12 protein-coding genes are annotated in these 13,232 nt (G+C 75.9%); 10 read left to right on the forward strand and 2 right to left on the reverse strand.

Going from position 1 to position 13,232, the window contains the following annotated elements; translation table 11 throughout:
- The 6 genes from ACZ45Q_RS31795 to ACZ45Q_RS31820 form a co-directional block, all read left to right on the forward strand.
- Positions 1-94 (forward strand): adenosylhomocysteinase (locus ACZ45Q_RS31795; RefSeq protein WP_351650166.1); only part of this gene is annotated, 94 nt, incomplete at its 5' end.
- 159 nt (positions 95-253) lie between these two features.
- Positions 254-1,027, forward strand: coding sequence for a thioesterase II family protein (locus ACZ45Q_RS31800; protein WP_468267821.1), 774 nt, complete (start codon positions 254-256; stop codon positions 1,025-1,027).
- Positions 1,028-1,037: 10 nt separating this feature from the next.
- The gene (locus tag ACZ45Q_RS31805) at positions 1,038-2,303 is read left to right on the forward strand and encodes a beta-ketoacyl-[acyl-carrier-protein] synthase family protein (RefSeq protein ID WP_468267823.1); all 1,266 of its coding nucleotides are present in this window, start codon (positions 1,038-1,040) and stop codon (positions 2,301-2,303) included.
- Positions 2,300-3,547, forward strand: coding sequence for a ketosynthase chain-length factor (locus ACZ45Q_RS31810; protein ID WP_468267826.1), 1,248 nt, complete (start codon positions 2,300-2,302; stop codon positions 3,545-3,547). The genes ACZ45Q_RS31805 and ACZ45Q_RS31810 overlap by 4 nt, the downstream gene beginning before the upstream one ends.
- 50 nt (positions 3,548-3,597) lie before the next feature.
- On the forward strand, positions 3,598-5,250 hold the full coding sequence (locus ACZ45Q_RS31815) for an FAD-binding oxidoreductase (protein ID WP_468267829.1): 1,653 nt from the start codon (positions 3,598-3,600) through the stop codon (positions 5,248-5,250).
- A complete protein-coding gene (locus ACZ45Q_RS31820) occupies positions 5,247-6,521 on the forward strand; it encodes an activator-dependent family glycosyltransferase (RefSeq protein ID WP_468267832.1) in 1,275 nt (424 codons plus the stop codon). Before ACZ45Q_RS31815 ends, ACZ45Q_RS31820 begins: the two co-directional genes overlap by 4 nt.
- Before the next feature lie 53 nt (positions 6,522-6,574).
- Here ACZ45Q_RS31820 and ACZ45Q_RS31825 read toward each other — a convergent pair whose 3' ends face one another.
- Positions 6,575-7,312, reverse strand: coding sequence for an SDR family NAD(P)-dependent oxidoreductase (locus ACZ45Q_RS31825; RefSeq protein WP_468267835.1), 738 nt, complete (start codon positions 7,310-7,312; stop codon positions 6,575-6,577).
- 207 nt (positions 7,313-7,519) lie between these two features.
- Here ACZ45Q_RS31825 and ACZ45Q_RS31830 point away from each other — a divergent pair, with 207 nt between their 5' ends.
- The 3 genes from ACZ45Q_RS31830 (at position 7,520) to ACZ45Q_RS31840 (ending at position 10,348) form a co-directional block, all read left to right on the forward strand.
- Positions 7,520-8,998 carry an MFS transporter gene (locus tag ACZ45Q_RS31830; RefSeq protein ID WP_468267838.1) on the forward strand — a complete coding sequence of 493 codons (1,479 nt, stop codon included), beginning with the start codon at positions 7,520-7,522 and terminating at the stop codon, positions 8,996-8,998.
- A gap of 18 nt (positions 8,999-9,016) precedes the next feature.
- On the forward strand, positions 9,017-9,979 hold the full coding sequence (locus ACZ45Q_RS31835) for a DMT family transporter (protein WP_468267841.1): 963 nt from the start codon (positions 9,017-9,019) through the stop codon (positions 9,977-9,979).
- 78 nt (positions 9,980-10,057) lie between these two features.
- Complete coding sequence (locus tag ACZ45Q_RS31840; RefSeq protein ID WP_468267844.1) at positions 10,058-10,348, forward strand: antibiotic biosynthesis monooxygenase family protein; 291 nt, start codon at positions 10,058-10,060, stop codon at positions 10,346-10,348.
- Positions 10,349-10,558: 210 nt separating this feature from the next.
- Here ACZ45Q_RS31840 and ACZ45Q_RS31845 read toward each other — a convergent pair whose 3' ends face one another.
- Positions 10,559-11,653, reverse strand: coding sequence for a cytochrome P450 (locus ACZ45Q_RS31845; RefSeq protein WP_468267847.1), 1,095 nt, complete (start codon positions 11,651-11,653; stop codon positions 10,559-10,561).
- A gap of 570 nt (positions 11,654-12,223) precedes the next feature.
- Here ACZ45Q_RS31845 and ACZ45Q_RS31850 point away from each other — a divergent pair.
- Complete coding sequence (locus tag ACZ45Q_RS31850) at positions 12,224-13,231, forward strand: thiamine pyrophosphate-dependent dehydrogenase E1 component subunit alpha (RefSeq protein ID WP_468267850.1); 1,008 nt, start codon at positions 12,224-12,226, stop codon at positions 13,229-13,231.
- Position 13,232 lies beyond the last annotated feature (1 nt).

Below are 13,232 nucleotides of genomic sequence, written 5' to 3' on the forward strand. Positions count from 1 at the left end.
CGGCGTCAAACTGACGACGCTGCGCCCGGAGCAGGCCGAGTACATCGGCGTGAAGGTGGAGGGCCCGTACAAGCCCGACCACTACCGATACTGACCCTCCCAGTCGCCCTCCTCGTCGCCCTCCCGAAGACCCGGCCCGGGCCCCGGCCCGGGCCCGCCCGTGGCCGATTCGAGTCGTGCTCCAGGCACGTCCGCGAGGCTCGGAGGCAGCCGATGCGCTCCACCCACGGCGGCCGAGGAGGTGCGACACACCATGCGGGACGGCACGCCGGTCACGCTGTACTGCTTCGCGCACGCCGGCGCGGGCGTGTCCGGATTCGCGCACTGGCGCGCCAGGACCGGCCCCGGGGTCACCACGGTGCCGGTGCTGCTGCCCGGCCGGGAGACCCGGCGCCGCGAACCCCGGGCGAGAACCCGCGAGGAACTGCTCGGCACCCTCCTCGGCCCGCTGGCCGACGAGGTGGCCGACGGCCGCCCGTACGCGATGTACGGGCACAGCCTGGGCGGCATCGTCGCCTACACCCTCGCCCGCGCGCTCATCGACCGTGGGCTGCCCGCCCCCGGACTGCTCGCCGTCGGCGCCAGCCCGGCACCGCACACCGTGCCGGTGCGCCACGGCGACGACATCACCGACGACCGGCTGCTGCGGTTCGTCACCGACCTCGGCGCGGCACCCGGCGGCGCACTCGCCGCCCCCGGCAGCGTCTGGCACCGGTCCGTGCTGCCCGTGCTGCGGGACGACCTCGTCCTCGCCGCCGCCCTGCGCTCCGCCGCCCTCGCCGACGGCGCGCACGGCCCGCTGCCGGTACCCGTCCTGGCCGTCGGAGGACAGGACGACCCCGTCGTCGGCGCGCCGTCGCTGGACGGCTGGGCGCGCTGGACCACCGGCCGGCTGGTCAGACGCACCGTCCCCGGCGACCACTTCTTCGTCCGCGGCCCGCACGCACCCCGGCTGATCGGCCGCGCCTGCCGCGTCGTGCGGCGCACTCGGCTCCTACCTGGGCTCATATCTGGAGGACAACTGTGAGGGACAACCGATGAGGCGGGTCGTCATCACCGGCATCGGGGTCGTCGCCCCGGGCGGCGTGGGCACCCGGGCGTTCTGGGACACGCTGACCGCGGGCCGCACCGCCACGCGCGGCATCACGCTGTTCGACGCGTCCTCGTTCCGCTCGCGCATCGCCGCCGAGGCGGACTTCGACCCCGCCGCCCACGGATTCGGGCCCGCCGAGGCCGCCCGCCTCGACCGCGCCGCCCAGTTCGCCCTCGTCAGCGCCCGGGAGGCGGTCGAGGACAGCGGGCTCACCGGCGCCCTGGACCCGGTGCGCACCGGCGTCACCCTCGGCAGCGCCGTCGGCTGCACCACCGGCCTCGACAACGAGTACGGCGTGGTCAGCGAGAACGGCAGCACCTGGGAGGTCGACCACACCCGCGCCGTCGCCCACCTCTTCGACTACTTCGTGCCCAGCTCGATGGCGGCCGAGGTGGCCGGCGCCGTCGGCGCCCAGGGCCCGGTGTCGCTGGTCTCCACCGGCTGCACCTCCGGCCTGGACTCCGTCGGGCACGCCGTCGACCTGATCCGCGAGGGCAGCGCCGACGTGATGGTGACCGGCGCCACCGAGGCACCGATCTCCCCGATCACCGTGGCCTGCTTCGACGCCATCAAGGCGACCAGCCCCCGCAACGACGAACCCGGGACCGCCTCGCGGCCCTTCGACCGCTCCCGCAACGGCTTCGTCCTCGGCGAGGGCTCGGCCGTGCTGGTCCTGGAGGAGTTCGAGCACGCCCGCCGGCGCGGCGCCCACGTCTACGCCGAGATCGCCGGCTTCGCCGGGCGCAGCAACGCCTACCACATGACCGGACTGAAGTCCGACGGCGTGGAGATGGCCGAGGCCATCCGCGCCGCGCTCGACGAGGCCCGCCTCGACCCCACCGCCGTCGACTACGTCAACGCCCACGGCTCCGGCACCAAGCAGAACGACCGGCACGAGACCGCCGCGTTCAAGCGCAGCCTCGGCGACCACGCCTACCAGGTGCCCGTCAGCTCCATCAAGTCCATGATCGGCCATTCGCTCGGTGCGATCGGCTCGCTGGAGGTGGCCGCCAGCGCCCTGGCCATCGAGCACGACACCGTGCCGCCGACGGCCAACCTGCACGAGGCCGACCCGGCCTGCGACCTCGACTACACCCCGCTCACCGCGCGGGAACAGCGCACCGACACCGTGCTCAGCGTCGGCAGCGGCTTCGGCGGCTTCCAGAGCGCCATCGTCCTCACCCGGCCGCGACTTCAGGAGGCGGCATGACCACAGCGACCCTGGACCGCCCCGCCGCCCGGCCGGGCGCCCCCACCGCCACCGGCTCCGTCGTCACCGGCATCGGCGTCGCCGCCCCCAACGGGCTGGGCACCGAGGCCTGGTGGGCGGCGACCCTGCGGGGCGAGAGCGGCATCCGTCCCGTGACCCGCTTCGACGCCTCCCGCTACCCGGTGCGCATCGCCGGCGAGGTCCCCGGCTTCGTCGACGACGAGCACCTTCCCAGCCGGCTGCTGCCGCAGACCGACCGGGTCACCCGGCTGTCGCTGGCCGCCGCCAAGGAGGCCCTCGACGACTGCGGCAGCGACCCCGACGCGCTGCCCGAGTACGGAGCCGGCGTGGTCACCGCCTCCTCCGCGGGCGGCTTCGAGTTCGGGCAGCGCGAACTCCAGGCCCTGTGGTCCAAGGGCGGCCAGCACGTCAGCGCCTACCAGTCCTTCGCCTGGTTCTACGCCGTCAACACCGGCCAGATCTCCATCCGGCACGGGCTGCGCGGCTCCAGCGGCGTCGTCGTCAGCGAGCAGGCCGGCGGCCTCGACGCGATCGCCCACGCCCGGCGCCAGATCCGCAAGGGCGCCCGCCTGATGGTCACCGGCGGCGTCGACTCGGCGCTGTGCCCGTGGGGCTGGGCCGCCCACCTCGCCGCGGACGAGCTGAGCCGCGTCACCGACCCCGCTCGCGCCTACCTGCCCTTCGACGCCGAGGCGAGCGGCCACGTCGTCGGCGAGGGCGGCGCCCTGTTCGTCCTGGAGAGCGACGCCGCCGCCCGCGAGCGCGACGCCCGCGTCCACGGCGCGTTCACCGGGTACGCGGCCACCTTCGACGGCCCCGGCACCCCGCGCCTGGGCGACGCCGCCCGCCTCGCCCTCGCCGACGCCGGGCTGCGCCCCGACGACGTCGACGTGGTCTTCGCCGACGCCGCGGGCGCCCGCGCCGCCGACCGCGCCGAGGCCGAGGCGCTCGCCGCCCTGTTCGGTCCCCGCGGCGTGCCGGTCACCGCGCCGAAGACGATGACCGGACGACTGCTGGCCGGCGGCGCCTCCCTCGACGTGGCCGCGGCCCTGCTGTCCCTGCGCGACCAGGTGATCCCGCCGACCACCGGCACCACCGCGCCCGCCGCCGACTGCCCCGTCGACCTCGTCACCACCCCCCGCGACACCACCGTCCGCCACGCCCTCGTCCTGGCCCGCGGCCGGGGCGGCTTCAACTCGGCGGCCGTCCTCAGCGCGGCCTGACCGCCCGAGCCGGTCCGCCGTCAGGCCCGAGCCACCGAGAAAGGTGCACGATGACCGTTCCCAGCCGCCGCCGTTTCGTCGCCGGCTCCCTCACCGCGGGCGCCGCCGCCGGCCTGACCGCCGCCGGCATCGCTCCCGCCGCCGCGCAGGACACCCCGGCGCCCACGGGGGAGGCCGCCACCGTCACCCCCGGCGACCCGCGCTACGCCGACCTGTCCACCCGGGGCAGCAACAAGCGCTTCACCGCCCGCCCCGAGGCGTTCCGGCTCGCCACCACCACCGCCGACGTCGTCGACGCCGTCGGCGACGCGGTGCGCGCCGGCAAGCGGATCGCCGTGCGCAGCGGCGGCCACTGCTTCGAGAACGTCGTCGGCGACCCCGCCGTCCGCGTGGTCGTCGACCTCGCCGCGATGGACGCCGTCACCTACGACACGCGACGGCGCGCCTTCATGGTGGAGGCCGGCGCCCGCCTGATGGACGTGTACAAGAAGCTCTACTACGGGTGGGGCGTCACCCTGCCCGGCGGCGCCAGCGCCACCGTCGGCCTCGGCGGGCACGTCACGGGCGGCGGCTACGGCGCGCTCTCCCGCGCCTTCGGCCTCGCCGCCGACCACCTGTACGCCGTCGAGGTCGTCGTCGACGCCCGCGGCCGGGCCCGCGCCGTCGTCGCCAGCCGCGACGACCACGGGCCCCGCCGCGACCTGTGGTGGGCGCACACCGGCGGTGGCGGTGGCAACTTCGGCATCGTCACCCGCTACTGGTTCCGCTCGCCCGACGCGCCGCGCGGCTGCGACGAGCCGTCCCGCCTGCTGCCCCGCCCGCCCGGCACCGTCCTGTCCGGCATGGTGTACGTGCCGCGGGAGGGCCTGGACCGGGCCTCCTTCCGCCGGCTGGTGCGCAACCACGGACAGTGGCACGAACGCAACAGCGACGCCCGCTCCCCGTACGCCGGTCTCTTCGGCGGCCTGGTGATGTACGGGCGGCCCGCCTCCGCCGACGCCGAACCGACCCCGGCCGCCGTCAGCTTCGCGCACATGGACGGCACCCGCCCGGACGCCGGGAAGCTGCTCCAGGCCTACGCCGAGGCCGTCGCCGACGGCGTCGGCGGCTCCCCGCAGATCTCCGAGATCACCGAGCAGCCCTGGCTCACCGCCACCCAGGACCTCGCCGCCTCCCAGGACTACGAGGTGGGCCGCCAGAAGATCAAGTCGGCGTATCTGCGCCGCGGCTGGCGCGAGGACCAGGCCGACGTGCTGTACACCTACCTCAACAGCACCGGCCACCGGCACGAGGCCGCCTCGGTCTCCCTCCAGTCCTTCGGCGGTCGCGTCAACACCGTCCCCGAGCACACGACGGCCTCCACGCACCGCGACTCCGTCCTCAAGGCCCTGTTCATGAACACCTGGCAGGACCCCGACGCCGACGGCGAGTCGATCGACTGGCTGCGCCGGCTCTACCGCGACGTGTACGCCTCCACCGGCGGCGTCCCCGTGCCCGGCCGCGACAGCGACGGCTGCTACATCAACTACCCCGACATCGACACCGCCGACGCCCGCTGGAACACCTCCGGCGTGCCCTGGCACCGGCTCTACTACAAGGACGCCTACGCCCGGCTCCAGCGCGTCAAGGCCGTCTGGGACCCGCGCGACGTCTTCCGCCACACCCTGTCCGTCCGCCCGCCGCACGGGCGGTGGGACCGATGAGGGTCCTGTTCGTCTCCTTCCCGCACCACACCCACTACTTCTCGATGGTGCCGCTCGCCTCCGCGCTGCGCACCGCCGGGCACGAGGTGCGCGTCGCCAGCCATCCCGACATCACCGGGCAGATCACCGCGGCCGGGCTCACCGCGGTGCCCGTCGGCACCCCCGACTGGTACTTCAACGACCCGCACGCCCCCGAACTCCTCGGGCAGGTCCTCGAGGACGGCTCCGGCCACGTGCAGGGCTTCGACTTCACCCGCGACGACCCCGGACAGTGGACCCACGAGTCCCTGCTCGCCCTGGAGAACATCGCGGTCGCCTCCCTGTACGCGTCGGTCAGCAACGACGCCATGCTCGACGACCTCGTCGCCTACGCCCGGCACTGGCGCCCCGACCTGGTCGTCTGGGAGCAGCACACCTTCGCGGGCGCCGTCGCCGCCCGCGCCGTCGGCGCCGCGCACGCCCGGCTGCTGCACGGCGTGGACATCACCGTCCGGGCCCGTCAGGAGTTCCTGCGCCAGTCCGCCGCCCTGCCGGGACCCGTGCAGGACCCCACCGCCGAATGGCTCGGCCGGGCCGTGCGCCGCTACGCACCCCACCTCGGCTTCACCGAGGAGATGGTCACCGGCCAGTGGACCATCGACATCACCCCGCCCGGCTCACGCCTCGACCTCGGGCTGCGCACCGTCGGCGTGCGCCACGTGCCGCACAACGGGGCCTCCGTCGTCCCGGGCTGGCTGCGCGCCCCCGCCGAGCGGCCCCGGGTCTGCCTGACGCTGGGCCTGTCCGGCGAACTCGACCACGCGCCGTTCTCCTTCGGCGCGCTCCTCGACGGCCTCGCCGGCCTCGACGCCGAGATCGTCGCGACGCTCGGCGCCGACGCCCGCGACCAGCTGGGCCCGGTGCCGGACAACGTACGGCTGGAGGAGTTCGTACCGCTGAACGACCTGCTGCCGACCTGCGCGGCGGTCGTCCACCACGGCGGCATCGGCACCCGCGCCACCGCCGAAGTGCACGGCGTGCCCCAGTTGATGCTGCCCTACGGCTGGGACACGGTGGCCAAGGCCCGCCGCGTCGCCGAACTCGGCTACGGGCTGTACCTGCCCGCCGCCGACCTCACCGTCGACGCGCTGCGCACGGCCGTCGCCCGGCTGCTCACCGAGGAGTCCTTCACCAAGGCCGCCGACCGGGTGCGGTCCGAGATCCTCGCCGAGCCCACGCCCAACGAGGCGGTGCGCGAGCTGGAGCGGCTGACCGCCGAGGCCGCCGCCTAGTGCCCGTCGTCCGGACCGGGACGCGGACGCGTCCCGGTCCGGACGGCAGTCCCTCAGACCACCGACGCGGCGCCGTCCACGGCCACCACCGTGCCGCTCGCCCAGGCGCCCTCGGGCCGGGTGAGCCGGACGATCCACCAGGCGGCGTCCTCGGGCCGGCCCACCCGGCCCGAGGGCGTGCGCGCCGCCGCCTCGGCCTGGTGGCGGGCGATGTCCGCCGCGCTCCACCCCATGCGCTCCCCGATGCCGGTGTCCGTCTCGCCGGGCGCCACCCCCACCGCGCGCACCCCCAGCGGCGCCAGCTCCACCGCCCAGGTACGCACCAGGAAGTCCAGCGCCGTCTTCGTCGCGCCGTACAGCGACAGTCCCGCGAACGCCCGGCGCCCCTGCACCGCCGCGGTGCCCACCGCCACCACCGTGCCGCGCGCCGCGGCCAGCGCCGGCAGCGCGGCCCGGGTCAGCATCACCGGCGCGACCAGATTGGTCTCCACCTGGGTCCGGGCGTGCTCCCGCGTCACCGCGCCGGCCGGCTCGGGCAGCACCGCCGCCGCGTTGTGCACCAGCACGTCCAGCCGGCCGAAGGCGTCCAGCGCCGCGGCCGTGATCCGCTCCGGGGCGCCGTCGTCCGTCAGATCCGCCACCAGGGTCCGCACGGCCGCCCCGTGTCCGGCCGCCGTGCCCGCCAGCGTGTCCGCCGTGCGGCCCACCACCAGCACCCGCGCCCCGTCCGCGGCCAGCGCCCTCGCCGTCGCCCGTCCGATGCCCGTGCCGCCGCCGGTGACCACGGCCACGCGCCCTCGTCCTGCTTTTTCCTGACGTTCCGTCATACCGGCGAACGTTAGCCACCGTGGCTCGAAGACGGCTCTAGCGGCCGTTGGGACGGTGTCCAGGCGCCGTGCACGTGCCGTGGATGGACCGTCGGAGCCGGGGTCCCGCGGCCGCTCACGCGCCGCCGCAACCGGCACCGTCCGCCCGACCACGTCCCCTGGAGGCACGGCATGTCCGCGCACGTCACCGAACCACCGGCGCTCGGCACGGCGCCGCCGAAACCGGCCACCACGGCCCGCGCCGGACTCGCGCTCGGCCTGCTGGCCACCTGCAACGCGATGATCATGATCGACGAGTCGATGGTGCACATCGCCCTGCCCGGCATGGGCCAGGACCTCGGCCTCGGCCCGGTCGGCCTGGGCTGGGTCCTCAACGCCTACCTGCTCACCTTCGGCGGACTGCTGCTGCTCGGCGGCCGCACCGGCGACCTGCTGGGCCGCCGCCGGGTCTTCCTCGCCGGCGTCGCCCTGTTCACCGCCGCCGCGGCGCTGCGCGGCCTCGCACCCTCCGGCGAGTTCCTCATCGCCGTACGCGCCGTCCAGGGCATCGGGGCGGCGTTCGCCGCGCCCAGCGCGCTCGCCCTCGTGCTGAGCCTGTTCCCCGAGGGCGCCGGACGCAAGAAGGCCATCGCGGTGTGCACCGCGGTCGGCGCCCTGAGCACCGCCGGCGGCCTGCTGCTGTCCGGCGCGCTGACCTCCCTCAGCTCCTGGCGCTGGGTGCTCCTGCTCAACGTGCCCATCGGCGTGGCGATCCTGCTGCTCGCCCCGCTCGTCATCGCCGAGACCCCGCGCACCCGCGGCCGGTTCGACCTCGCCGGCGCGGTGCTGTCCACCGCCGGTGCCGCCGCCCTCGTCTTCGGTCTCGCCCGGGTCGCCGAACACCCGTGGAGCGACTCCCTGGTCGTCGGCACCCTCACCGCCGGCGTCCTGCTGCTCGCGGCGTTCTGGTTCGTCGAGCGGCGCGCCGAGCAGCCCATCGTGGTGCTGCGGCTGTTCGCCGACCGCAACCGGCTGACCGCCTACACCGGCACCTTCGCCGTCCAGGGCGCCCTGATCGGCACCATGTTCTTCCTCATCCAGTACTTCCAGCACATCGCCGGCCACGGCCCGCTCACCTCCGCCGTCGCCCTCACCCCGGTCGCCATCGCGATGATCACCATGTCCGGGGCGGCCGTCCGCCTGGAGCGCGCCGTCGGCGCCAAGCGGCTGATGCTCGCCGGCGCCACGCTGCTCGTCGCCGCCAACCTGTGGCTGTCCCGCCTGGAGGCCGGCTCCGGCTACTGGGACACCGCCCTGCCCGCCCTGCTCCTCTTCGGCACCGGCATGGCCTTCTGCGTGCTGCCCACCACCGTCCTCGGCACCTCCGGCCTGCGCCGCGACGAGGCCGGTGCCGCCTCCAGCGTGCACAACGCGCTCCAGACCGTCGGCGCCTCGCTGGGCCTGGCCGTCCTGGTCACCGTCGCCGCCCGCGCCGGCAGCGCCGCCGCCGAGAACCCGCCGGCCGGCCTGCCCGAGGAGGCCGTCCAGGGCCATGTGTTCCTCGAGAGCATGTCCGCCAGCTTCACCGCGGGCGCCTGCTTCGCCGTGGCCGCGTTCGTCGTCGCGCTCTTCATCCGACCGGCCGGTGCCCCGCGCACCTCGGGCCGCTGAGACACGGGAGGAAACGCCGTGCGTTTCGACTCCGCGGCGCGCTTCGCCGCCGTCGCCCTGATGTGGGGCTCCAGCTACTTCTGGATCAAGATCGTCTTCGGGGGACTGAACTCCGCCCAGTTCAGCTTCTTCCGCATCCTCGTCGGCGCCGTGGCCATGCTCGGCATCCTGGCGTTCAGCCGGGACCGGCTGCCGCGCGGGGCGGGCGTGTGGGCCCGGCTGGTGCTGATCGCCTTCCTCGCCAACGCCCTGCCGGTGCTGCTGGTCGAGCTGGTCGACGACGCCGTCGGCGCCGACGCCGACATGGTGTCGGTGTTCAACGCCAGCGTGCCGCTGTGCGTGGTCCTGCTCTACCTGGCGGCCCGCCGCGCCGACCGCGTTCCGGCCCGGGTGATCGCGGGCCTCGTCGTCGGCTTCGCCGGCGTGATCGTGCTCTACGCGCCCTGGGGCGCCGAGTGGCTGTCGGCCGGCGCGGCCGTGAACGCCGTCGCCGCCGTCGCCTACGGCTGGTCCATGCTGCTGATGGAGAAGCTCATGGGCCCCGCCGAGGAGGGCGGCCGGTCCATGACGCCGCTGGTGCTCGCCACCACCCAGGCCGTCATCGGCGTCGGCTGGGCCGGGATCAACCTCCCCAACGGCGGTTTCGACTCCACCCCGCACTTCTCCGCCTCGATCATCGGCGCCCTGCTGGTGCTCGGCGTCCTCAACACCGGCCTGATCTACATGTGCTTCGCCTGGCTGATCCGTGAGGAGGGCGCCGCCAAGGCGTCCAGCGTGATGTACGCGGTGCCGATCGTGCTCACCCTCGGCATGGTGCTGCTGGATGACTACGCGCTGGGTGCCCGCGAGGTCCTCGGCATGGCCGTCATCGCGGCGGGCCTGGTGCTGGCCCGCCTGCCGCAGCGGTCGGCCCCCGCCGGCCGTACGCAGCCGGCCCCCGAGGCGGCCACGGCCGCCAAGTCCCCCGCCGCGGTGCGCTGACGGCCGCCGGCGCACCCGTCGCGCGGCCACCGCGCACCCACCGCGCACCCACCGCGCACCCACCGGAGAGGAGCAGCCGTGATCGTCTTCGTCAACCGCTTCACCGTCACCGGCCCGCCGGCCGAGTTCGAAGCGGCCTTCGCCAGGACGTCGGAGTTCTTCGGCGCCCAGCCCGGCTTCATCCGCCACCGCCTGCTCAAGCACGCGGACGAGCCCGGCGCGTACGTCAACGTGGCCGAGTGGGAGGACCGCGCCTCCTTCGAACAGGCGCTGAAGCAGCCCGAGTTCGCGGCACACCGCACCGCCCTGCGGGAGCTGAGTCAGGGCGAACCCAACCTCTACACCGTCTTCCAGGAACGCGCCGCCTGAGCGGCGCGCACGACGAGGGGCCCCGGCCGGACGGCCGGGGCCCCTCGTCGGTGCGGGCGGTGCGCCGCGTCGGTGCGCGCCGGCCCTGTGACGGTGCGACCGGCGCCTAACAACGGGTGCGACCGGCGCTCCACGACGGGTGTGGGCGCCGGCCCTGCGACGGGTGCGGGCGTCGCCCCTGAGGCGGGTGCGGGCGTCGCCCCTGTCCCGCTACCCCGCCACGCGGGCCGGGACGCGCCCCAGCCCCCACGTCACCGGGCAACGGGGCAGCCGTACCGCGCTCCCCGCGGCGCCCGGCACCCCCTGCGGCGACGCGACCACGGCCGCCAGGACCGCCTCGGCCTGGACACGCGCGAAGGCCTCCACGGCGACCCCGTGCGGCGCCGGCACCAGGGGCTCGGGCGTGCCGTCGGCGGCGTAGCGGTCCGGGGCGAACCGGTCGGACGCGGCGAACGTGCCCGGATCGCGGTTGGCGGCACCCACCAGGACGGCCACCTGCTCCCCGGCGGCCATCCGTTCCCCGGCCACCTCCACGTCCTCCGCGACGGTGAACGCGTGCAGCTTCACCGGCGGATCGTGCCGGAGCGTCTCGGTCACCAGCCGTGCCGGGTCCGGCGCCGCCGCCCCGGCCTCCGGCACGGAGACCAGCGCGTGCAGCGCGCCCGCGATCAGCTCCCGCGCCGCCCGCACGCCCACCACCGCCTGCCGGGCCGCCGCGTCACCGAGCAGCTCCCGCAGCACACCGACCGCGTCGAGCAGCCGGACGGCGTCGTCGTAGGCCGGGGGCGCCAGGGCCGCGTCCAGCGCGCCCGCCGCCCCCGCACAGGCCTCGGCCAGCCGCTCGCGGTCCGCGCCGGACAGCCCGTGCAGGTCGGCGAGGACCTCCACCGGCACCCGCGCCGCCACGGAGGCCACCAGGTCCACCTCGCCCCCCAGCCCCGCCAGCGCCCGGCCGGCGGCCCGCTCGGCCGACTCCCGCACCCGCCCGGCATCGGCCGGCGCCCCTGCCTCCGGCAGCCCCTCGTCCCAGGCGAGCGCCGACTGCGGCTGCGCCGCGGGCCCGGCACCGGCACGCACCCGGAGCAGGCGGCGGGCCGGCGCGTAGCCCGCGCACACCCAGGTGCCCAGCCGGCTGCGCCACAGCGGCCCCGCGGCCCGGGCCCGGGCGTACGCCTGCCGCGGATCGCCCCCGTACCCCCGCAACAGGGCCGCGTACGCGTCGCCCTGCGCCCCGTACAGCCAGTGGATTCCCTGCACGAGCTGGAGCCGGCGCCCCAACTCCCTCTCCGCCGAAGCCAAAGCCATGGACGGCACCTCTCTGCTCAGTGGCCTGCGTGGCAGGCGCAGGCTAGACCCCGACGACGGAGCCCCGGTCGAGCCCCACCGCCCCGGCCCGAACACCCCCCACCACCCACCACGCCGCCCCCGCAGCACCCACCACTCCGCCCACCACCCACCACGCCCCCCGACGCCGACCACACCACCACCGGCCGCCCTGTCCCGCCGCGTGCCACCCGCCGCCCGGCACGCGCCCCGACGCCCCCGACGCCGTCACCGGCCGCATCGCCCACCCCGCCCGCCCGGACGCCGCACGGGACGTCCGCAGCCGAGCGCGCCACCACCCCGCCACCGCGCGGGCTCGTCCGCCGACCACCGCGCGGCTCGTACGCCCACCCCCACGCGGGCTCGCCCGCTCGCTTGCGCGCGGCCGGTGCCCGTACCGCCGGGCGGAGCGCGCGTTCGGCGGAGCCCGCCCGGCCGCCCCGTCGCGTTCCGGTCCCGCTCCAGTCCCGCTCCACCCGCCCCCGCGACCATCGGCCCCACAAACCCCCTGCCGTTGATCCGGCTGCCGACCTGCGGAGGTGACCGAAGGCCGTGCCGACCCCCAACACACCGGAGGAAGCGGTGACGGACCCGGCCGTGCTGCTCCGGGAGATGGTGCGCATCCGCTGCGTCGAGGAGGAACTCGCCGACCTGTACCGCGACGAGCAGCAGATGCGCACCCCCGTGCACTTCTCCATCGGCCAGGAGGCCGCCGCCGTCGGGGTGTGCGCCGCGCTGCGCGAGGACGACCTCGTCTACACCGGCCACCGCAGCCACGCCGCCTACCTCGCCAAGGGCGGCGACCTCGCCGGCATGGTCGCCGAGCTGTACGGCAAGGAGACCGGCTGCGCCCGCGGACGCGGCGGCTCCGTGCACCTGACCGACCGCGCCGCCGGCTTCGCCGGGTCCGCCGCGATCCTCGGCGAGATGATCTCGGTGGCCACCGGCGCCGCCTGGGCGCTCGGCCGGCAGGGCTCGCGGCAGGTCGTCGTGACGTTCTTCGGCGACGGCGCCGCCGAGGAGGGCGTCTTCCACGAGTCGCTCAACTTCGCCGCCGTGCACCGCGCCCCGGTCGTCTACGTCTGCGAGAACAACGCCTACTCCATCTCCTCGCCGATCGCCGCCCGCCAGCCCGCCGGCGGCTCCGTCACCGCCCGCGCCCGCGCCTTCGGCATCACCGCCGAACGCGTCGACGGCAACGACGTCGCCGAGGTCCACGCCGCCGCCCGCCGGGCCGTCGCCGCCTGCCGCGCCGGACAGGGCCCGTACTTCCTCGAACTGGACACCTACCGCTGGCGCGAGCACGTCGGCCCCGGCCACGACACCGGCATCGACCGCCCCCGCGAGGAGGTCGACAGCTGGCTGGAGCGCTGCCCGGTGCGCCGCGCCGCGGACGCCCTGCGCCCCGCCGCGCCCGACGTCGAGGACCGGCTCGCCGCCTGGGACGAGGAGTTCCGCGACGAGACCCGCCTCGCGGTCGCCGCCGCCAAGGCGGCCCCCTTCCCCGCCGTCGACCGCCTCACCGACGGCGCCTACGGCAGCCCCGTCCACGCGAGCTGAC

It is taken from the genome of Streptomyces sp. NPDC031049 (assembly GCF_055571015.1).

What these genes read in the sequence shown, in the direction of transcription:
- ACZ45Q_RS31820 (WP_468267832.1), top strand. Translation starts at nt 5,247, where the DNA reads ATGAGGGTCCTGTTCGTCTCCTTCCCGCACCACACCCACTACTTCTCG.
- ACZ45Q_RS31830 (WP_468267838.1), top strand. Translation starts at nt 7,520, where the DNA reads ATGTCCGCGCACGTCACCGAACCACCGGCGCTCGGCACGGCGCCGCCG.
- ACZ45Q_RS31845 (WP_468267847.1), bottom strand. Translation starts at nt 11,653, where the DNA reads ATGGCTTTGGCTTCGGCGGAGAGGGAGTTGGGGCGCCGGCTCCAGCTC.
- ACZ45Q_RS31800 (WP_468267821.1), top strand. Translation starts at nt 254, where the DNA reads ATGCGGGACGGCACGCCGGTCACGCTGTACTGCTTCGCGCACGCCGGC.
- ACZ45Q_RS31805 (WP_468267823.1), top strand. Translation starts at nt 1,038, where the DNA reads ATGAGGCGGGTCGTCATCACCGGCATCGGGGTCGTCGCCCCGGGCGGC.
- ACZ45Q_RS31810 (WP_468267826.1), top strand. Translation starts at nt 2,300, where the DNA reads ATGACCACAGCGACCCTGGACCGCCCCGCCGCCCGGCCGGGCGCCCCC.
- ACZ45Q_RS31815 (WP_468267829.1), top strand. Translation starts at nt 3,598, where the DNA reads ATGACCGTTCCCAGCCGCCGCCGTTTCGTCGCCGGCTCCCTCACCGCG.